The sequence below is a fragment of the Roseovarius indicus genome (assembly GCF_008728195.1).
GTDB lineage: Bacteria > Pseudomonadota > Alphaproteobacteria > Rhodobacterales > Rhodobacteraceae > Roseovarius > Roseovarius indicus.
In genome coordinates, this window is record NZ_CP031598.1 from 3,260,770 (window position 1) to 3,279,043 (window position 18,274).

The 18,274-nt window shown below is 66.3% G+C and carries 20 protein-coding genes; 8 read left to right on the forward strand and 12 right to left on the reverse strand.

Annotated elements, in window-relative coordinates; translation table 11 throughout:
- Positions 1-7 precede the first annotated feature (7 nt).
- The 4 genes from RIdsm_RS15550 to rsmA are packed head-to-tail and all read left to right on the forward strand — an operon-like array spanning position 8 to position 3,552.
- Positions 8-1,243, forward strand: a complete 1,236-nt coding sequence (locus RIdsm_RS15550) for a peptidylprolyl isomerase (protein ID WP_057815803.1) — start codon at positions 8-10, stop codon at positions 1,241-1,243.
- Positions 1,240-2,214 (forward strand): 4-hydroxythreonine-4-phosphate dehydrogenase PdxA, encoded by a 975-nt coding sequence (gene pdxA / locus RIdsm_RS15555; RefSeq protein WP_057815801.1) that lies wholly within the window; start codon positions 1,240-1,242, stop codon positions 2,212-2,214. Before RIdsm_RS15550 ends, pdxA begins: the two co-directional genes overlap by 4 nt.
- Positions 2,211-2,705 carry an HXXEE domain-containing protein gene (locus RIdsm_RS15560; protein WP_057815799.1) on the forward strand — a complete coding sequence of 165 codons (495 nt, stop codon included), beginning with the start codon at positions 2,211-2,213 and terminating at the stop codon, positions 2,703-2,705. The genes pdxA and RIdsm_RS15560 overlap by 4 nt, the downstream gene beginning before the upstream one ends.
- A gap of 7 nt (positions 2,706-2,712) precedes the next feature.
- Positions 2,713-3,552: a 16S rRNA (adenine(1518)-N(6)/adenine(1519)-N(6))-dimethyltransferase RsmA gene (gene rsmA / locus RIdsm_RS15565; RefSeq protein ID WP_057815797.1), complete on the forward strand. Its 840-nt coding sequence runs from the start codon at positions 2,713-2,715 to the stop codon at positions 3,550-3,552.
- A gap of 129 nt (positions 3,553-3,681) precedes the next feature.
- On the opposite strand, the gene RIdsm_RS15570 is transcribed toward rsmA, so the two are convergent.
- From RIdsm_RS15570 to prfA, 4 genes are all read right to left on the reverse strand, one after another.
- On the reverse strand, positions 3,682-4,041 hold the full coding sequence (locus tag RIdsm_RS15570; protein ID WP_082647372.1) for a 1-deoxy-D-xylulose-5-phosphate synthase: 360 nt from the start codon (positions 4,039-4,041) through the stop codon (positions 3,682-3,684).
- Between the two features lie 162 nt (positions 4,042-4,203).
- A complete protein-coding gene (locus RIdsm_RS15575) occupies positions 4,204-4,887 on the reverse strand; it encodes a DUF4167 domain-containing protein (RefSeq protein WP_057815795.1) in 684 nt (227 codons plus the stop codon).
- A gap of 230 nt (positions 4,888-5,117) precedes the next feature.
- Positions 5,118-5,963: a peptide chain release factor N(5)-glutamine methyltransferase gene (gene prmC, locus RIdsm_RS15580; RefSeq protein ID WP_057815793.1), complete on the reverse strand. Its 846-nt coding sequence runs from the start codon at positions 5,961-5,963 to the stop codon at positions 5,118-5,120.
- Positions 5,960-7,009: a peptide chain release factor 1 gene (prfA, locus tag RIdsm_RS15585; RefSeq protein WP_057816190.1), complete on the reverse strand. Its 1,050-nt coding sequence runs from the start codon at positions 7,007-7,009 to the stop codon at positions 5,960-5,962. The genes prmC and prfA overlap by 4 nt, the downstream gene beginning before the upstream one ends.
- Before the next feature lie 62 nt (positions 7,010-7,071).
- On the opposite strand from prfA, the gene RIdsm_RS15590 reads away from it, so the two are divergent.
- Positions 7,072-7,359, forward strand: a complete 288-nt coding sequence (locus RIdsm_RS15590; RefSeq protein WP_074939702.1) for a hypothetical protein — start codon at positions 7,072-7,074, stop codon at positions 7,357-7,359.
- On the opposite strand, the gene RIdsm_RS15595 is transcribed toward RIdsm_RS15590, so the two are convergent.
- The 3 genes from RIdsm_RS15595 to RIdsm_RS15605 all read right to left on the reverse strand — a co-directional run bounded on the left by RIdsm_RS15595 (position 7,297) and on the right by RIdsm_RS15605 (position 9,958).
- Positions 7,297-7,713 carry a DUF1499 domain-containing protein gene (locus RIdsm_RS15595; RefSeq protein WP_057815791.1) on the reverse strand — a complete coding sequence of 139 codons (417 nt, stop codon included), beginning with the start codon at positions 7,711-7,713 and terminating at the stop codon, positions 7,297-7,299. The two genes, RIdsm_RS15590 and RIdsm_RS15595, sit on opposite strands and share 63 nt — an antisense overlap.
- Positions 7,714-7,749: 36 nt before the next feature.
- Positions 7,750-8,715: an agmatinase gene (gene speB / locus RIdsm_RS15600; protein WP_057815789.1), complete on the reverse strand. Its 966-nt coding sequence runs from the start codon at positions 8,713-8,715 to the stop codon at positions 7,750-7,752.
- A 79-nt stretch (positions 8,716-8,794) separates the two neighbouring features.
- Positions 8,795-9,958 carry a M20 aminoacylase family protein gene (locus RIdsm_RS15605; RefSeq protein WP_057815787.1) on the reverse strand — a complete coding sequence of 388 codons (1,164 nt, stop codon included), beginning with the start codon at positions 9,956-9,958 and terminating at the stop codon, positions 8,795-8,797.
- A 62-nt stretch (positions 9,959-10,020) separates the two neighbouring features.
- On the opposite strand from RIdsm_RS15605, the gene mazG reads away from it, so the two are divergent.
- On the forward strand, positions 10,021-10,836 hold the full coding sequence (gene mazG / locus RIdsm_RS15610) for a nucleoside triphosphate pyrophosphohydrolase (protein ID WP_057815785.1): 816 nt from the start codon (positions 10,021-10,023) through the stop codon (positions 10,834-10,836).
- 315 nt (positions 10,837-11,151) lie between these two features.
- On the opposite strand, the gene RIdsm_RS15615 is transcribed toward mazG, so the two are convergent.
- On the reverse strand, positions 11,152-12,417 hold the full coding sequence (locus RIdsm_RS15615; RefSeq protein ID WP_057815783.1) for a pentapeptide repeat-containing protein: 1,266 nt from the start codon (positions 12,415-12,417) through the stop codon (positions 11,152-11,154).
- A gap of 239 nt (positions 12,418-12,656) precedes the next feature.
- On the opposite strand from RIdsm_RS15615, the gene RIdsm_RS15620 reads away from it, so the two are divergent.
- Positions 12,657-13,403, forward strand: a complete 747-nt coding sequence (locus tag RIdsm_RS15620; protein WP_057815781.1) for a lysozyme family protein — start codon at positions 12,657-12,659, stop codon at positions 13,401-13,403.
- 119 nt (positions 13,404-13,522) lie between these two features.
- Here the strand turns inward: RIdsm_RS15620 and RIdsm_RS15625 are convergent, their stop codons facing one another.
- The 4 genes from RIdsm_RS15625 to RIdsm_RS15640 form a co-directional block, all read right to left on the reverse strand.
- Entirely contained in the window at positions 13,523-13,993 is a 471-nt protein-coding gene (locus tag RIdsm_RS15625; protein WP_057815779.1) for a hypothetical protein, read from the reverse strand.
- A gap of 146 nt (positions 13,994-14,139) precedes the next feature.
- The gene (locus tag RIdsm_RS15630; RefSeq protein WP_057815777.1) at positions 14,140-14,607 is read right to left on the reverse strand and encodes a division/cell wall cluster transcriptional repressor MraZ; all 468 of its coding nucleotides are present in this window, start codon (positions 14,605-14,607) and stop codon (positions 14,140-14,142) included.
- Positions 14,600-15,379, reverse strand: a complete 780-nt coding sequence (locus RIdsm_RS15635) for a DUF2189 domain-containing protein (protein WP_057815775.1) — start codon at positions 15,377-15,379, stop codon at positions 14,600-14,602. Before RIdsm_RS15635 ends, RIdsm_RS15630 begins: the two co-directional genes overlap by 8 nt.
- Before the next feature lie 67 nt (positions 15,380-15,446).
- Entirely contained in the window at positions 15,447-16,859 is a 1,413-nt protein-coding gene (locus RIdsm_RS15640) for an amidase (protein ID WP_057816189.1), read from the reverse strand.
- 175 nt (positions 16,860-17,034) lie between these two features.
- On the opposite strand from RIdsm_RS15640, the gene RIdsm_RS15645 reads away from it, so the two are divergent.
- Positions 17,035-18,120 carry a hypothetical protein gene (locus RIdsm_RS15645; RefSeq protein ID WP_057815773.1) on the forward strand — a complete coding sequence of 362 codons (1,086 nt, stop codon included), beginning with the start codon at positions 17,035-17,037 and terminating at the stop codon, positions 18,118-18,120.
- Positions 18,121-18,274 lie beyond the last annotated feature (154 nt).

Here is an 18,274-nt window from a genome sequence, read left to right on the forward strand (position 1 = left end):
CGTTTCAATGCGTATTGTTGTCTTCAAAGCGGCGGTGGCCGCGCTGGTTGGCGCCCTGTTCCTGGCCCCCGCGCCCCAAGTCGCCGCACAGGGCCTGTTCCAGCCGGTCATCAAGGTCAACGACCAGGCCATCACCCGGTTCGAAATCGAACAGCGCGCGCGCATGCTGACCCTGTTCCGCTCTCCGGGCGACCCGGTCGAGATGGCCCGGGAACAGCTGGTCGAGGATCGGCTGAAGCTGGGCGCGGCGAAGGTGAACGGGTTGCAGGTCAGCGAAGCTGCCGTCGACGAGGCGATGGAGGAATTCGCCCAGCGGGGGGACATGACCGCGGCGGAGATGACCCGGAGCCTAGCCGGGGCCGGTGTCGACGAGACGTCGTTCCGGGCCTTCGTGCGGGCCGGCGTGACCTGGCGCGAAGTGGTGCGGGCAAAATTCGCCAATTCCGTCTCGGTCAGCGAAGAGGACATGGAACGCGCCAAGCTGGCGCTGACCGGCACGTCGGGCGTGACGGTGCTGCTGTCGGAAATCGTGCTGCCCATTCCGCAGGGCAACAGCGAAGAGGTGATGGCGCGGGCCGAGGAGATTTCGCGGATCGAGAGCTTCTCGGAATTCGCCGCGGCGGCGCGGCGCTATTCGGCCTCGCCCTCGGCCGACAGCGGCGGCCAGATGGGCTGGACCGCGGTGAGCGAACTGCCCGAACCGCTGCGCCCGATCGTGCTTGGCCTGTCGCCGGGCGAGGTGTCAGCGCCGCTGCCGACCGAGCGCGCCATCGTGCTTCTGCAGCTGCGTGACATCGCCGAGACCGCGGTGCCGACGCCGCAATACTCGGCCATCGAATATGCCATGTACTACATCAATGGCGGGCGCAGCGAGGCCGCGTTGCAGCGGGCCGCCAATGTCGAGGCCGATGTCGATACCTGCGACGACCTTTACGGCATCGCCAAGGGCCAGCCGCCCGAGGTGCTTGACCGCGAGACCAAGGCGCCGAACGAGATTCCGCAGGACGTGGCGCGCGAGCTGGCCAAGCTCGACCCGGGCGAGGTGTCGACCAGCCTGACGCGCACGAACGGGCAGACGCTGGTCTTCCTGATGCTCTGCGGCCGCACGCCGGTTCTGGAAGGCGGCGAAGGCCCCAGCTCGGAGGAGCTGACCAGCTTCATCCGCAACCGGCGGCTCGATTCCCTTGCCAACGGCTATCTTGAGCAACTGCGCGCCGAGGCCCGGATCGTCGAGTTGAGATGACCGCACCGATCGCGCTGACATGTGGCGAGCCAGCCGGGATCGGCCCGGAACTGGCCGTCAGGGCGTGGGAGAAGCTTGAGGGGCGGCTGCCGTTCTTCCTGATCGGCGACCCCGACCACCTGCCCGAAGGCGCGCGCGTGGTCGAGATCGACAGCCCCGAGGGCTGTCTTTCCGCCCTGCCCCGTGGCCTGCCGGTTCTGCCGCACCGCTTCGAGGGGGAACTGACGCGCGGCACACCCAACCCGGCCCATGCGCAAGGCGTGATCGACGTGATCGCCCGCGCCGTGACGCTGGTGCAGGACGGGTATGCCGGCGCCGTCTGCACCTCGCCCATCCACAAGAAGGCGCTGCAGGATGGCGCGGGGTTCGGCTATCCGGGCCATACCGAGTACCTGGCCGCGCTGGGGGGCGTCGAGCGGGTGGTGATGATGCTGGCGAGCGATGCGCTGCGGGTGGTGCCGACGACCATTCACATTCCGCTGAAGGACGTGCCCGAGGCGCTGACGGCTGACCTTTTGCGCGACACGCTTCGGATCACCCATGCGGCGCTGGTGCGCGACTTCTCGATCCCGACGCCGCGGCTGGCGGTGGCCGGGCTCAACCCCCATGCCGGCGAAGGCGGCAAGATGGGCCGCGAGGAGATCGAGCTGATCGCGCCAGTGGTCGAGGACTTGCGCGCCGAGGGGCTGGACCTCGCCGGGCCGATGTCGGCCGACACGATGTTTCACGCGGGCGCGCGGGCTACTTATGACGCGGCCGTGGCGATGTATCACGACCAGGCGCTCATCCCGATCAAGACGCTCGATTTCGACCGGGGCGTGAACGTGACGCTGGGCCTGCCCTTCATCCGCACCTCGCCCGATCACGGCACGGCGCTGGATATCGCCGGCAAGGGCGTGGCCAACCCCAGTTCGACGATCGAGGCGCTGCGGCTGGCCGCTCGCATGGCCGTCGCCCGCAGCGCCGCATGAGCGGCGCCCGGGCCGGCCGGTGCGGCCGGCCGCTTGCGGTGCTGCTGCTCGCTTTTGTCATCCAGAATACCGAGGAGGCGGTGTTCCTGCCCTTCTGGGCAATGGCGCATCTGCCGGCGCTGGCGGGGTCGCTCGGGGACCTGACGATCAGCCAGTTCGCGCTGGCGGCGGGGCTGCTGAACCTTTTCGCGATCGCGGTCGGGGTCTTTGGCTGGCGACAGGGCGGGCCTTTGGGCGTGGCGGTGCTGGCGCTCATCGGCGGGGCGTTGCTGGCCAATACGCTGAGCCATGTGGCGGTGTCGCTGGCGACGGGCAGCGTGATGCCCGGGGCGGTGAGCGGGCTGGTGTTGCAGGGGCCCGCCGCGCTGTGGCTGCTGCTGTGCCTGCCGCTGACGCGGGCGCAGGCCGTGGGGGCCACGGCGCTGGGGCTGGCGGTGGTGCCGGCATTTTCGCTGCCGGCCCTTGCCTTGGCGCGGTTTATGCTGAATTGAGACGGGCATGAGCGCAATCGACACCCTGCCGCCCCTGCGCGAGGTCATCGCCACGCACGGGCTCTCCGCCCGCAAGGCGCTGGGGCAGAACTTCCTGCTGGATCTGAACCTGACCGCCAAGATCGCCCGTGCGGCCGGCGACCTGGCCGGGTCGGACGTGCTGGAGATCGGGCCGGGGCCCGGTGGGTTGACCCGGGGGTTGCTGGCCGAGGGCGCGCGCAAGGTGCTGGCGGTGGAGAAGGACAGCCGCTGCATCCCCGCGCTCGAGGAGATCGCCGCCGCCTGCCCGGGCCGGCTGCAGATCATCGAGGGCGACGCGCTGGAGGTGGACCCGCTGGCGCATCTGACCCCGCCCATCCGGATCGCGGCCAACCTGCCCTATAACGTCGGCACCGAGCTTCTGGTGCGCTGGCTGACGCCGAAGGACTGGCCGCCGTTCTGGGAGAGCCTGACGCTGATGTTCCAGCGCGAGGTGGCCGAGCGGATCGTGGCGCAACCGGGCGGCAAGGCCTATGGGCGGCTGGCGGTGCTGGCGCAGTGGCGCTGCGATGCGCGGATCGTGATGAGCCTGCCGCCGGGGGCGTTCTCGCCCCCGCCGAAGGTATCGAGCGCGGTGGTGCATCTGACCGCCCTGCCCGCGCCGCGTTACCCGGCCAACCCGAAGATATTGCAGGACGTGGTGGCCCGCGCCTTCAACCAGCGCCGCAAGATGCTGCGGGCGGCGCTGAAGGGGCTGGGCCCGGATATCGAGGACCGGCTGCTGGCGGCGGGGATCAAGCCCACCGACCGGGCCGAGGTGGTGTCCCTGGAGCAGTTCTGCGCGCTGGCGCGGGGGTTCGAGGGGTAGACCTGAGCGTTCGGTCTGTCACGCCGCGTGATCGCCAAGCCGGGGGTGGCGATCCGGCAGTGGTGGATGGCACGTCATGCCGGCCAGAACCGACAAACTTGCGGAGGTTACGCCGGCTTCTCGAAATCGCTAACGAATGAGCGCCAGGTACTCGTCGCGCACGTCATCATCGACAAGGACACCTCGGTTCCCTCCGTAGAGCCTGTCGTTCTGATCTTTTCGGGGCCCCGAGATCCAGTAGAAATCTCCGGTCTCGATGTCAAAATAGTTCGCCTTGAAACCGGCCCCCTTCAGGCTTTGGAAGCGAAGGCCCTTGTAATAGAGAGTCTTGCCGGACTTCGAGAAATACACGCGACCGACGACTGCCTCTCCTTCAAGCCCATCGGATTTCGACTCGATATACATGATGCGCGACCGCGACAGGCGGAACGCCTTCGGAAGCGCTGCGTCCTGATCGAGTTTTTCCCGCCAATGATCGGCATGTCTCATCTGGGATTTCCGTTCTGAACTGCCAGAAAATCCGCAGATAGCAAGAATTGCGAATGGCCGCAAAGTCCCTGTTGCTGCCCCTTTACCATGTTGACTTCTGTCGTAACAAAAAAGCGCCACCCTTCGGCAGCGCTTTTCCAGATTTCAACGTAGGGAAACAGCCTACTCCGCCGCCTCCTGCGAGTTCGGGCCCTTGTCGCCGCCGTCCCCGCCATCGCCGCCGTCATCGGTGGCCTTGGGCTTGGGCGTGCGCGGTTTGCGGGTGCGCTTGGGTTTTTCCTGCGGCTTTTCTTCCGCCTTCTCCTGCGGCTTGTCCTGCTTGCCCGATCCGCCGTCTTTCGACTTGCTTTCGGGCGTTTCGACAAGGCCGCTGTCGGGCTCGTCGCCGCTGGTTTCCAGAACGTCGGAGCGTTGCTGCTTCTTCGACTTGCCCTCGCCCTGCGACGGCTGGTCGTTCCGGTGTTGCGGCTGCTGCGGCTGGTCGTCCTCGACCATTTCGCCGCCGTTCATTTCGCGTTCCTGCCGCTTGGCGCGCTCGCGGTCGCGCTCGGCCTGGCGTTCGCGGTTCTGGCGTTCCTGCTCTTCGCGCTTGGCGTCCTGCTCCTTCTGGGCCGAGCCCAGGAGGCGCAGGTAATGCTCGGCATGCTGCTGGAAGTTCTCGGCGGCCACACGGTCGCCCGACAGCTGCGCGTCGCGCGCCAGCTGGTTGTATTTATCGATGATCTGCTGAGGGGTGCCACGCACCTTGCCCTCGGGCCCCGAGCTGTCGAAAACCCGGTTGACCACATTGCCCATCGATCTATTGCGGTTCGACTTGTTCCGCGAACGTGACTTGGATGATCTCATAGTTAAGTTGTCAGCCCTATGCTCAAAGCGTCTTCTGATCCGTCTGGCGCCCCTTGCGCCGAAAATTGACCCGGATCCGACATGTTCTGGCTTGGTGTCAAGCGGGACCGCCTGCCAGAGGCATCCACCGTCTTGACCCCTCCAGTAAACATGCCTGACCGCCCGAGACAAGGGGAAAGGCCAAAATTACATCGGATTCGGGCGATTTTTGCCGTTCGCGTGGCCCAATGTCACGGCCCCGAGAGGGTGCGGGCCGCGCTGACCACCCGGTCGCGGCCATCGAGGTCGGACAGAATGCGCAGGCTGTCAAAGCCCGCCGCCCGCAGGATTTCCGAGACGTCGGGCCCCTGCCGCCAGCCGATCTCGAGCAGCAGGCGGCCGCCGGGCCCGAGATGTGCCATCGCGCCCGCGGCGATGGCGCGGTAGGCGGTGAGCCCGTCGCCCTCATCCGTCAGCGCCCCGCGCGGCTCGTAACGCAGTTCCGGCTCCAGCGTATCCATCTCCCACGCGGCGATATAGGGCGGGTTCGAGACGATCAGGTCGAACTGCCCCTCGACGGCGGAAAACCAGTCGGATTTCAGCAGGTTGCAGCGGTCGGCCACGCCAAGGCCTTGGGCGTTTTCCCGCGCCACCGCGAGCGCCTCTTCCGAGATGTCGGTGCCCGTCCCCTCGGCCCCCGGCCGTGCCGCCAGAAGCGACAGCAGGATACAGCCCGTGCCGGTGCCCAGGTCGAGCACCCGCTCGAACGGCGCGCCCAGCCCGGCCTCGACCAGCACTTCCGTTTCCGGGCGCGGGTCGAGCACGTGGCGGGTGACGCGGAATTCGTGGCGGTAGAAGGCGCGCAGGCCGAGGATATGCGCCAGCGGCTCACGCGCGCAGCGGCGCGCGGCCATGCCCGAGAGCCGGTCTTCGGCCGCATGGGGCAACGGGTCGGTCTGCATCAGGCTGACCCGGTCAGGCGCCACGCCCAGGGCCGCGGCCATGATCCGCCGCGCCTCGCGCGCCGAGCTTTCGATGCCCGCCGCGGCCAGCTTGCCGCGCAGCTCCGACAGGCCGTCGCCCACGGTGCGGCTCACCCCTCCATCTCCGCCAGGAGAGTGGCCTGGGCGTCGGCCGTGAGCGCGTCGGTGATCTCGTCGAGGTCGCCGCCCATGATCTGGTCGAGCTTGTAGAGCGTGAGGCCGATGCGGTGGTCGGTCATCCGCCCTTGCGGGAAGTTGTAGGTGCGGATCCGCTCCGACCGGTCGCCCGAGCCCACCATCGCGGCGCGGGCCGAGGAGCGTGCGTCATGGGCCTTCTGCCGTTCCATGTCGAAGAGCCGTGTTTTCAGCACCTGCATGGCGATCTCCCGGTTCCGGTGTTGGGACTTCTCGGAGGAGGTCACCACGATGCCGGTGGGCAGGTGGGTGATGCGCACGGCGGAATCGGTGGTGTTGACGTGCTGGCCCCCGGCCCCGCTGGCGCGCATCGTGTCGATGCGCAGGGCGTTGGGGTCGATCTGGATGTCGACATCTTCCGCCTCGGGCAGCACGGCCACCGTCGCGGCGGAGGTGTGGATGCGGCCGCCGCTCTCGGTTTCGGGCACCCGCTGCACCCGGTGCACGCCGCTTTCATACTTCATCCGGGCAAAGACCCCGTCGCCCTTCACATGGGCCACCAGCTCCTTGATCCCGCCCAGCTCGGTCTGGCTCATCTCGATGATCTCGAAACTCCAGCCCTTCATCTCGGCATGGCGCTGGTACATGCGCAGCAGGTCGCTGGCGAACAGCGCCGCCTCCTCGCCGCCCGTGCCGGGACGGATCTCGAGGATGACCGAGCGGTTGTCGGCCTCGTCCTTGGGCAGCAGGGCCAGTTGCAGGTTGGCTTCCAGCTCGGGCTTGCGCGCCTCGAGCGCCTCCATCTCCTCGCGGGCCAGGTCGCGCATCTCGGGGTCGTCGAGCATCGCCTCGGCGCCCTCGAGATCGTCGAGCAACTGCCGGTAGGCGCGGATTTCCTCGACCACCGGGCGCAGCTCGGCATATTCACGGCCCAGCCGCGCGATATCGCCGCCGCCCTCGGCCATCTTCGCCTCAAGATACTCGAAGCGCTGCGTAATCTCGTTCAGTTTGTCCAAGGGCACCATGGCGCCGGTCTGTCCCATTCCTTTCATTTGGTCAAGCGCCAAGGCGGTGCTATACTGGGCCGATGAAACGGCTCGCCATCCTTCTCTCCCTTCTTGCCGCCCCGGCGATGGCCGACGGGATGTATAACGGCAAGACGGTGGATTGCTACTGCACCGACAAGTCGGGCAGCCGGGTCGAGATCGGCGAGATGACCTGTCTGCATGTCGACGGGCGCACCTTCATGGCGCAATGCCAGATGTCGCTCAACAACCCGATGTGGCGCGAGATCAGCGACGGGTGCCTGTCGTCATCCCTGTCGGAACCGGTTCAGCCACCCGTCAACGCGCTTGGCGTTCACTCCCAGATCTGACTTGCCGAAGCGCAGGCGGCCGTAGAGGCGGATCTTGCCGCCGGATTGCTGCACCGTGGTGTAATCGGGAAAGCCGAAAACCTTCGAGCGGGTGACATAGGTGATCATGCCCTCTTCGACCGAGCCTGCGAGCACCGTGGTGCGGGGCGTATCGGTGATGATTTCGTGCAGCCGGGCGAGGCCCCCCTCGCCCGCGTCGACCACCCGCATCGCGCCCCCTTCGAGGTCACGGTCGGTCACGTCGTCGGGCATCACGTGCCAGCGGTCGGGGTCAGACGGCGCCACCCGCACGTAGACGGCCAGCCCCACGGCCAGCACCAGCACCACAAGCAGAACGATGACGACTATGCGCATCCCCAGCCTTTCATCTTGCCAAAAATACTCAAATTCCTACCCTTTCCGATGGCGCCAGCCCCAGAGGCTGATGAGGTCCGTCGCCACATGCGCCCCTGCGACGGCCGTCGCGCCGGAGGTGTCATAGGGCGGCGACACTTCCACAACGTCGCCCCCCACCATGTTGATCCCTGCGAGATCACGCAGGATGATCGAGGCCTGCACCGAGGTCAGCCCGCCCCAAACCGGCGTGCCGGTGCCCGGCGCAAAGGCGGGGTCGAGCCCGTCGATGTCAAACGACACATAGGTCGGATGGTCGCCGATGATAGTCTTGATCTTCTGTGCCGTGGCGGCAGGGCCGGCCTCGTAGACCTCGCGCGCGTCGATGATGTTGACGCCCAGCGGGTCGGAATTCGACGTGCGAATGCCCACCTGGACAGAGCGTGACGGCTCGATCAGGCCCATCTTCACCGCCTTGTAGAACATGGTGCCGTGGTCGATGCGCTCCATGTCGTCATCGGGCCAGGTATCGGTATGGGCGTCGAACTGGACCAGAGAGAGGCGGCCGTATTTCTCGGCATAGGCCTTGAGGATGGGGAAGGTGATGTAGTGGTCGCCCCCCAAAACGATGCTGGGCACGTCCGCCGCGAGGATGGTGCGGATATGGTCGGTCACCGCGTCGGGGAAATCCTGGATCTTGGCGTAGTCGAAGGCCACGTCGCCATAATCGACGATGGCCAGCTCGCTCATCGCGTCATAGCCCCAGCCATAGGGCGCATCGAAGGCCTGAAGCGTGCTCGCCTCGCGGATGGCGCGGGGGCCGAGGCGGGTGCCGGGCCGGTTGGTGACCGCCTGGTCGAAGGGGATGCCGGTGACCGCCACGTCGACGCCGGTCAGGTTCTTCGTATAGGCCCGCCGCAGGAAGGAGAGCGCGCCGCCGAAGGTGTTTTCATGCGACAGCCCCTTCAGATCCTCCTGAATGAGCGCGTTGTCGACTTCCTTTTTCGCATCTTCCAGTGCCATGCCGGTGTCCCTCCCCGTTGTTGATCGGAATAATTTGATCAAATTGTGCAGGTTCGGCGCAAGGCGTCAAGCCCGCGCATCAGGCGGCGGGCTGCGCGCGCTCCACCAGCCGGGCAAAGAACGACGCCCCCACCGGCGCCACCGCGTCGTTGAAGTCGAATTTCGGGTGGTGCAGCCCCGCCGCCTCGCCTTGCCCGATGAAGAGGTAGGCCCCGGGCCGCGCGGCCAGCATGTAGGAGAAATCCTCGGCCCCCATTTCCTTGCGCCGGTCGTCGACGACCGTGCCGCCGGTGGCGACCTCGCGGGCGGTCTCGGCGGCAAAGGCCGTCTGGTCGGGGTGGTTGACCGTCGCGGGGTAGCCCACCTCGATATGCAGCTTTGCCTCGACCCCGTAGGAGGCCGCCTGCCCAGCCACGATCTCGGCCAACCGGCGGTGGACCATGTCCTGCACCTCGGGGTCGAACGTGCGGATGGTGCCGTTGATATAGGCGGTTTCGGGGATGATGTTCTCGGCGCTGCCGGTGTGGATCTGGGTGACCGACACGACCAGTTCGTTCAGGGCATAGTGGTTGCGGCTGACGATTGTCTGGATCGCCTGCACCATGCCCACGGCCGCCACGACCGGGTCGCGCGTCTCGTGCGGCATGGCGCCGTGGCCGCCCTGCCCGGTGATGTCGATATCGAAGCTGTCGACGGCGGCCATCATCGGGCCCGGGCAGGTTTCGAAACTGCCCTCCGCCGCGCCGGGCATGGTGTGGAGCGCATAGACCTCGCTAATGCCGTAACGCTCCATGATGCCCTCCTCGACCATCACCCGGCCGCCGCCCGGCCCCTCTTCCGCCGGCTGGAAGATGAGCGCGACACGGCCCGCGAAATTGCGTGTTTCGGCAAGGTAGCGCGCGGCGCCCAGCAGCATCGTGGTGTGCCCGTCATGGCCGCAGGCATGCATCCGGCCCGGGACCGCGCTGGCATAGTCGAGCCCGGTGGCCTCGTTGATCGGCAGCGCGTCCATGTCGGCGCGCAGGCCGATGGTGGGCCCCTCGCCGCGCCCCTCGATCACCGCGACGACGCCCGAGGTGGCGATGCCGGTCTCGATCTGCGTGATGCCGAATTCCCGCAGCCTTTCCACCACGAACGCCGCCGTTTCGTGGCACTCGAGCCCCAGCTCGGGATGCGTGTGCAGGTGCCGGCGCCATGCCGTCATGTCGTCGGCGAACCCCGCGATGCGGTTTATCACGGCCATGTCTGGACTCCTCGCGCCTCTGCGGTCACGCTGCATTCAACTGCAAGATTTGAGGGGGTGCAATGCCTGACGATCCGTTGATTTTCGACCCCCACGGGGGCATGCCGCGCCTGATCGAGATCATGCGGCGATTGCGTGACCCCGACTGCGGCTGCCCGTGGGATATCGAGCAGGATTTCGGCACGATAGCCCCCTACACGATCGAGGAAGCCTACGAGGTGGCCGACGCCATCGAGCGCGAGGCGTGGGGCGAGCTGAAGGACGAGCTGGGCGATCTGCTGTTGCAGGTGGTGTTTCACGCCCAGATCGCGCGGGACAAGGGGATGTTCGGCTTCGACGACGTGGCCGATGCGATCTCCGACAAGATGGTGGCGCGCCATCCGCATGTCTTCGGCGACGAAAGCCGCGACAAGTCGGCCGAACAGCAGACGCGCGACTGGGAAACCGTGAAGGCCGCCGAGCGGGCGGCCAAGGCCCAGACCGGCGTGCTGGATGGCGTGGCGCTGGGGCTGCCCGCGCTGTTGCGGGCGGTGAAGCTGCAGAAGCGGGCGGCCCGGGTCGGGTTCGACTGGCCGGATGCGTCCCACGTGCTCGACAAGATCACCGAGGAAGCCGGCGAGCTGCGCGAGGCCGCCGAGACCCTGCCCCACGAGAAGGTCGAGGAAGAATTCGGCGACCTGCTTTTCGTCATGGCCAACCTGGCGCGGCACATGGGGGTGGAACCCGAAGCCGCCCTGCGCGGAGCGAATGCCAAGTTCACGCGGCGGTTCGAGAAGATCGAGGGGTGGCTCGCCGAGGATGGCCGGGAGCCGGGCCAGTCGGACCTCGACGAGATGGACGCGCTGTGGGACCGGGCGAAGGCGGAGGAGCGGGGATAGGATCGCGCGTGACCCGGCGAGCTCGGCTCGTCACATGTAAGTTTCCGCCCAACTGTTTGGATAATATAGGATATTTCGAGAGGATTCCGCGCGCGGCTCCGGGGTGTTATTGAATATCGAGAAGGTCGGTAATAGGTTTACGTTGTGAAAACCTGGAGACCAAGGATGTTCAAGACTCTCGCCGTGATCGTTGCCCTGATGGGCGGTGTGCTGACCGCGAATACTGCAGCAGCTTGTATCCTGTGCCCGCCCGTGGCGGAACGCTAAACTCAACGCAACCCGCCGCTTCTTGACGACGGCGGGTTGCCACCTGCCTTATTCCGCGCGGGCAAGATGATCCCGGAAGCAGGATCGCATCGCCACGCCGTGCTGGCCCGTGTCCACCGCGTGAAAAGGAGGAATGAACGAGCACTGTTCCAGGTCGTTCGCTTCCCTGTAATCCTCGATCCACGTGCAGTCGGACGGCATGGCGACCCCCACAGGCAATTTCGGCCCGCACATCGATCCGTATCCGCAAACCGCGTTGGACAGTTGGGTCTGCGTCAGGCCTCGCACGTTGCGGAAATCCGCTCCGGAGATGTCGGCGCAGTCGAAACTTGCGCCCGTCACATCCGCATTGCCGAATTCCGTACCAGCCAGAGTGGCCCCCGAGAACCGCGATCGGGACAGGTTCGTATCGGGGGGAAACGACACGCGCGGCAGGCCGGAGCCCCTGAAATCGACGTCGGACAGGGTGACGCGGCCGCAATGTTCGCGGATCTTGTCGAGGCTGAGCGTACGCAAGTCGAGCGCGGCCAGGTCAAGCCCGTTCGAGTTGGGGCACCCCTCGAGCAACGCCTGCGCCGCTCGCGCATCGGCCTCGGAGTCGAGGCCCCGGCCCCGATTGTAGATCGCGGCCTCGTATTCTGAAAGCCCTTCGTGCGACCTAGCGTTGCCCGCCTCGTCGAAATACCGAGCTTCGGACAGGAGACGCGCAACGGCCCCATCCGGCCGGAAATACGCGATCGAAAATCGATGGTAAAGGCCAGTGATGTTCGAGGCGAAGACCGTCACGAGCCCGATTGCCAAGGCCAGGACACCACCGAGAACAGCCGCGCCCCATCGGCGCCGGACTGACCATTGTCGGTCCAACATACTGGCTTCGATATCCGCCAGTTTCGCCAGGAGCAGCCGGTAGGCGCGGCTGTCCTCCTCCGCCAGTTGATCCTGCGTGGCGGCCTGCCGCGTCTGCTCCAATACCTCCGACAGGCTTGCGACGGCTGCATCGAAATCTTTCGGTGTGCTGCCGGTGTATCGGTTCGCCAGCTCGATCAGTGCCCCGTCGCGGAAGCCGACTTCCCGTGCAGCTTCCGTCTCGCGGCCAACCAGAAGCGCCACCTGATCATACACATCCTGCACGACCTTGCCCGAGGGCCGCAAGGCGGAATTGGCCTCCGGCCAGCGCAGCGACGTCGGTATCTCCTCGGGCTCGATATCGAGGGCGACGGCAAGGCTTCTGACCGTAGAGCTTTTCAAGGCCTTCCGCTTGCCGAGTTCGATATCCGAAACATGGCCCTTCCGGTCGATGTTCGAAAACGCCATTCCCGCAAGGGTTTCCAGGGTCCATCCCCGGTGCTTCCTGCGTTCCCTTACCAGCTCCCCAAATCGCTGCAAGTCCGTCGGCTGTTCGGTTCCGGGAGTCATCCCAATCCCCTTAACTAACTGTTCTAAAACAAAGTTACATCCCGGCGTAACCTGAATGTAACGACCTTTATTGCCGGCATACCCATAACAGTATCACACGGCTCCGGAGTCGTCCTTTCAACCGCACGGAGGGCGACATGAAACGCCAGAAACAGAGTGTGACGGCACTCAAAAAATACATTCCCGCAGCACTGGCTGCGGTCTTCATGGCATCGGTCACGGCCTGCGCGCCGGTAGCTATTACCGGCGGCTCGCTGGACAGCCATGCCGAGGCCACGGTCGAGAAGGACACGCCCGCGGCCAGCATCGGCGTGACGCTCAAGCTCGAATTCGTCAAGGACGCTCCCGCGCCCCACAGCGAGGCCGATGGGCCGAAGGCTGGCGAGAGTATCCTGGACATGGCCCCGCTCCTCGACCTGATCGGCGAGGCAGAAGGCACGGACAGGGGCGACGGGTATGACGAGACATTGGCCTATGGGGCTTTCACCGGCGGCAACGTGAGCCTGACCAGGATGACTCTGGCGGAAATCGACAAGCTGCAAACCGCGATGCTCCAGCACCCGGGTAATCGGTGGAACTCTTCCGCGCTGGGCCGCTACCAGATCACGCGCACGACGCTGCGCGGATTGAAACGGAAACTGGCGCTTCCCGAGACCGCGCTGTTCACCCCCGCCCTGCAGGATAAACTGGCCCATGAGCTGCTCAAGAACCGCGGGCTGCTGGGATGGAAGGCCGGGGAAATCAGCAACTACCAATTCGCCGCGAACCTGGCGATGGAATGGGCGTCGCTGCCTCACCCGGCAACTGGCGCGGGCCACTACCCTGGTCAGGCTGCGGCGGTCGACAGCGCAATCCTCGGGGCGATCCTGCGACGCCTTCGCTAAACCGCGCATGCAGGCCACGAACCGCCGGAAATGCCCTCCGTAAAATTGGGGGGCGTTTTCGCGTACCGGCACCCGGCGCCCAACGGCGGAAAGGGGGCCGGCCCCCGGCACCGCCCGGCCTATGCCACCACGCGCAGCCGCGGGATTCTCAGGCGGATATGGTCATGGGAATAGCCGCGCTGCCACGTCACGCCGGTCATCTGGCAGTTGGCCCGGGTGCCGACGGCGAATTCCTCTTCCGAGACCTCGTTGAAGAAGCCCACGCCGGTCAGCAGGTAGGTGTCACCCAGCAGCACCTTGGTGACCCCGCGCACCCGCATCGGCAGGTGTGCCTTCTTGACATAGGCCTGCCAGCGCTTGCCCTTCGTCCACATGCCACAGACCGCCACCTTGCCCTGCACCTCGCGGATCGTGATCGCGTAGAGCATGCTGCCATAGGGCTTGAACGGGATCTCGATCGTGTAAGGCTCTTTCGGCATCGGCACCGAGAAGTCATTCGTCTGCGCCACAGAGGGCGCGACGCCGGAGAGGCCCATGGCAAGACAAAGCCCCAGACCGACGGCCCGGGCGGAGAACAGCAACTTACGCATAATGTACCTTTGCATTTCATCTTCTGATTGTATCGGATGATCAGAAAACGCCGCCAACACCTTGGATGTCAACGAAAAAATCCCCCAATTGCGGCTTTTCCCGAGATGCGGCCCGTGGGCACCGGCGGCCCGTGCCGGCCCCCTCCCTAGCCCTCGCAGGCCCCCGCGGGCCAAAGCCGGAAACTGTCGCCGTTCCCCGTCAACACCACGTCCCCGCCAGCAACAAGCGCCTTTCGTTCCCTCAGCCGCGCGGGCACGGCAAGCCTGCCCCGGCTGTCGAGCGTGACGAGATGGGTTTGGCATCGGTACCGTCGGGAGAGGATCCGACGCGCGTACGAGGACCTTGGAAGCGCCGTGATTTTGCTGTCGATCGCCTCCATCGCGGCCATGGTGAAACATGGCAGGAACGGATCGTCTCCGCCGTATACGAAAACGCCCGCGACGCCTTTGTCGGCCTCCGGGTCCTGCGCCGCCAGGATCGCCCGAAAGGCCCGCGGAAGGCAGAGCCGCCCATGAGCGTCGAGCCGTCTGCGATAGTCTCCGGTAAAGCCCGTCATGCTCTCGCTTTCGATAAAGTGGGACCGCACCCCGCCATGCCCGACGGTCTCAGCCAATCTCGCCCGCCTCCACCATCTGACGGTACAAATGCCACGTCCCGTGCCCCAGCAGCGGCAGCACGAAAAACAGCCCCAGGAACCCCGGGATCATCGCCACGAAGGTCAGCCCCGCCACGATCACCGCCCAGGCCAGCATCGGCCCGGGCGCGCGCAGCACGCTCTGGAACGAGGTGATCATGGCGGTGACGAAATCCACCTCGCGGTCCAGCAGCAGCGGCAGGGAAATCACCGTGATCATGTAGAGGAGCAGCGCGAAGGCCGCCCCCACCACCGTGCCGAAGCCCAGCATCGAAAGCCCCTCGCCGGTGAAGTAGATCTCGAGCGAGGTCGAGACGTTTGTCATGGTCGAGAACCCGAGGAAGAGCGCAAAGATCATGTGGGCGAGGAAGAACCAGAACAGGAACATGATGATGATCACCGCGCAGATCGACGGCAGTTGCCGCCGCCTCTGGTGGGCGATGACCCCGAAGATCTCGGACGGATCCAGCGGTTCGCCCGCGCTCAGCCGGTGGCTGACCTCGTAGAGCCCCACCGCCGCGAAGGGCCCGATCAGGGGAAAGCCCACGGCCGCGAAGATGAGCCAGTAGCTTTGCCCGGTGATCCATGTGACCCAGGCCATGATCCAGCCGATCGCCACGTAGACGCCTGCGAATATGACGGCATAGCCCGGCGCGCGGCGCATGTCGCCCCAGCCCCGGCGCAGGGCCGTGCCCAGCATGTCGAAGCGCGCCGCGCCCATCGGCGGCACCCCGAGCGGTTTTTCCTGCATGACCGTCCTCCCTCGTCCCGGCTCAGGTTAGCCAAGCGGGCGGCGGGGGCAAAGATGTAAGTTGCGCTCAGCTTAGCAGCGGCGGGCGCGCCCGGGGCCAGTCGGTCGCCCGGTGATAGGCCTCGGCCATCTCGAGCAGCATGGCATCGGTGCCGGGCGCGCCGATCAGCTGCACGCCCATGGGCAGCCCCGCCGCGCCGAACCCGGCCGGGATGGCCACGACAGGCAGGCCCAGAAGGCTGGCGGGGATCGTGACCTCCATCCAGCGGTGATAGGTATCCATCTGCGTGCCGGCGATCTCTTTCGGCCAGTCGATATCGGCCGGGAAAGGCCAGGCCTGGGCGGTGGGAAGCGCCAGCACGTCATGGGTTTCGAAGAGCGTCATCGCCTCGCGGTACCAGTCGGAGCGGATCAGGCTGGCCCGGTGCACGTCGAGCGCCGAAAGCGCCCGGCCCTGCTCGATCTCCCACAGGGCGGCGGGCTTCAGTTGCCCGGCGGTCGCCGGGTCGTCGAGGAGCGGGCCAAGATCGGCGGCGTTGCTCCACGAGCGCAGGGTGATCCAGCTTTGCCAGAGCGCATCGCGGTCGAAGGGTGCGGCCGTGGCATCCACCCCGGCCCCGGCGGCATCCAGCACGCCCAGCGCGCTTTCGCAAAGGGCGAGGATGCCCTCTTCCATCGGCCAGGCGCCGCCCCAGTCGCGCAGCCAGGCGATGCGCCGGCCCCGGGCCCGGGGCTCGGGCGTGCCGCAGGGCGCGGCATCGCGGGTCATGGGCTGCATCCGCTCGGCCCCCGACATGACGTCGAGCTGCAGCGCCAGGTCGGCCGGGCAACGCGCCATCGGCCCCAGCGTCGACAGCCGGTGCAGGTAGAGCTCGCCGCCGCCGCCCGAGGGCACGCGGCCCCAGCTGGGGCGCATGCCGTAGACGTTGTTCCAGCCCGCCGGGTTGCGCAGGCTGCCCATCATGTCGGAGCCGTCGGCCAGCGTCAGCATGCCCGCCGCCAGCGCCACCGCCGCCCCGCCCGACGAGCCGCCACAGGTGCGGTCGAGCGCATAGGGGTTGCGGGTGGTGCCATGCACCGGGTTGTAGGTGTGGCTGCCCAGCCCGAATTCCGGCGTATTGGTCTTGCCGATGAAGATCGCGCCGGCGGCGCGCAGCCGGGCCACGTGGGGGTCGTCGGCCTCGGCCACCTGCCCCGCGAAGGCGGGCGAGCCCATGCTGGTGGGCAGGCCCCGCACGTTGGCGAGGTCCTTGATGGCGATGGGCAGGCCGTGAAGCGGGCCGGCCGGCGTGGCGCAATCGGCGGCGCGGGCCTCGGCCAGCAGCTCCTCGCTCGCGCGCAGCGACACGATGGCATTCACCGCCCCGTTCACCGCGCCGATCCGGTCGAGCGTGGCTTCCATCAGCGTTTCGGCCGTCAGTCGGCCGCGGGCGATCGCCGCGGCCTGTTCGGCCGCACTCAGGGTCAGGCAGGTTTCCATGCGGTCTATCTGGACCGGGGCCCGGGCCTGGTGCAAGGCCATTTTCCCAACGCCGGCTGCATGAGCTGCACCGCCCCCCCGAAACGCGAAATTGCGCTTTGAATCAGACCCGGCTAGCCTCGCGGCAGAAGAAAACTTTCATTGACGTCGATTTCATTTTCAAAGGGGCATCCCCATGAAACACCATGTATTGCGCAGCGCGGTCGGCCTGATCGCCCTGGCCGGCACCGCCGAGGCGGACGATCTGTTCAAGGAAAACGTTGTCATCCAGGGCAATCTCTGCACCGGGCCGGCCTGCCTCGAGACCGAGACCTTCTCGGGCGCGACGCCGATCAAGATCAAGGGCGCCTCGATCGGGCTGAAACTCGAGGATACGGGCGGCTCGAGCACCAATGACTGGGACATTCTCGCCAACGCCGCCTTCGAGGACAGCTTCAACATCCGCGATGCGACGGCGAGCACGGTGCCGTTCAAGATCCTCGGCGGGGCGCAGACCAATGCCCTCGTGATCGACGACAACGGACGGATCGGGCTCAACACACAGATGCCGGAAGAAAGCCTGCATATCAGTGCCATTGCCCCGGCCCTGCGTCTGGAAGATACGCTCGGCTCGCCCGGTGTCTGGGATGTTCAGGCCAACGGTAGCAGGTTCTTCATCCGCGACGAGGTGGCCGAAACCGCACCGCTGATACTCGACGCGGCGGCGCCGACCTTTTCCTTCGTGGTTCGGGAAAGCGGGTTTGTCGGTCTTGGCACGAATGACCCCGACGCCCCGCTCGAGGTGTTCGGCGAGGACACGTTCAACTTCTTCCGCATCACCGCCGACGGGGCCGCAACCAACCAATCGGTCGATTTCGTCTTCACCGAGGGCCCGCTGGGCACGGGCGAGCTGCGCTACAACATCGTCGACAGTGACGGGCCCGAGATGCGCCTGAACGCCGATGGCGACATGGTGCTCGACGGTACGCTGACCACCGGCGGGCCCACCTGCGCGGGCGGCTGCGACGCGGTGTTCAATGCCGGGTTCGAGCGGCTCTCGGTCTCTGACCATGCCGCCCTGATGTGGGAGAAGGGCCATCTTCCGGCGGTGGGCCCCACCCTGCCCAATGCACCGATGAACGTATCGGAGAAGATGGGCGCCATGCTCAACGAGCTGGAACATGCCCATATCTACATCGAACAGCTTCATGACGAGGCCCGCGCCCGCGATGCGATCATCGCCGATCTCTTGGCCCGGCTCGAGGCGGTCGAGGCGCGCTGACGCGCCCGGCATTCAGCAAACGGAGAAAGACCCGAGGCACAGGCACACATGGCCCGAAGGCACGACCGCTACACGCGTGAAAGGCGAGTAAAGCCTTGCCATGTTACCGGTATTGGTTACGCTCTCTTCGAATAGTCCAAACATTTTCATTTTA

Excerpts from the sequence above, each read along its gene's own strand:
- RIdsm_RS15550 (WP_057815803.1), top strand. The coding sequence starts at position 8 with ATGCGTATTGTTGTCTTCAAAGCGGCGGTGGCCGCGCTGGTTGGCGCC.
- pdxA (WP_057815801.1), top strand. The coding sequence starts at position 1,240 with ATGACCGCACCGATCGCGCTGACATGTGGCGAGCCAGCCGGGATCGGC.
- RIdsm_RS15560 (WP_057815799.1), top strand. The coding sequence starts at position 2,211 with ATGAGCGGCGCCCGGGCCGGCCGGTGCGGCCGGCCGCTTGCGGTGCTG.
- rsmA (WP_057815797.1), top strand. The coding sequence starts at position 2,713 with ATGAGCGCAATCGACACCCTGCCGCCCCTGCGCGAGGTCATCGCCACG.
- RIdsm_RS15570 (WP_082647372.1), bottom strand. The coding sequence starts at position 4,041 with ATGAGACATGCCGATCATTGGCGGGAAAAACTCGATCAGGACGCAGCG.
- RIdsm_RS15575 (WP_057815795.1), bottom strand. The coding sequence starts at position 4,887 with ATGAGATCATCCAAGTCACGTTCGCGGAACAAGTCGAACCGCAATAGA.
- prfA (WP_057816190.1), bottom strand. The coding sequence starts at position 7,009 with ATGGTGCCCTTGGACAAACTGAACGAGATTACGCAGCGCTTCGAGTAT.
- RIdsm_RS15590 (WP_074939702.1), top strand. The coding sequence starts at position 7,072 with ATGAAACGGCTCGCCATCCTTCTCTCCCTTCTTGCCGCCCCGGCGATG.
- RIdsm_RS15595 (WP_057815791.1), bottom strand. The coding sequence starts at position 7,713 with ATGCGCATAGTCGTCATCGTTCTGCTTGTGGTGCTGGTGCTGGCCGTG.
- speB (WP_057815789.1), bottom strand. The coding sequence starts at position 8,715 with ATGGCACTGGAAGATGCGAAAAAGGAAGTCGACAACGCGCTCATTCAG.
- RIdsm_RS15605 (WP_057815787.1), bottom strand. The coding sequence starts at position 9,958 with ATGGCCGTGATAAACCGCATCGCGGGGTTCGCCGACGACATGACGGCA.
- mazG (WP_057815785.1), top strand. The coding sequence starts at position 10,021 with ATGCCTGACGATCCGTTGATTTTCGACCCCCACGGGGGCATGCCGCGC.
- RIdsm_RS15615 (WP_057815783.1), bottom strand. The coding sequence starts at position 12,417 with ATGGCGTTTTCGAACATCGACCGGAAGGGCCATGTTTCGGATATCGAA.
- RIdsm_RS15620 (WP_057815781.1), top strand. The coding sequence starts at position 12,657 with ATGAAACGCCAGAAACAGAGTGTGACGGCACTCAAAAAATACATTCCC.
- RIdsm_RS15625 (WP_057815779.1), bottom strand. The coding sequence starts at position 13,993 with ATGCGTAAGTTGCTGTTCTCCGCCCGGGCCGTCGGTCTGGGGCTTTGT.
- RIdsm_RS15635 (WP_057815775.1), bottom strand. The coding sequence starts at position 15,379 with ATGCAGGAAAAACCGCTCGGGGTGCCGCCGATGGGCGCGGCGCGCTTC.
- RIdsm_RS15640 (WP_057816189.1), bottom strand. The coding sequence starts at position 16,859 with ATGGAAACCTGCCTGACCCTGAGTGCGGCCGAACAGGCCGCGGCGATC.
- RIdsm_RS15645 (WP_057815773.1), top strand. The coding sequence starts at position 17,035 with ATGAAACACCATGTATTGCGCAGCGCGGTCGGCCTGATCGCCCTGGCC.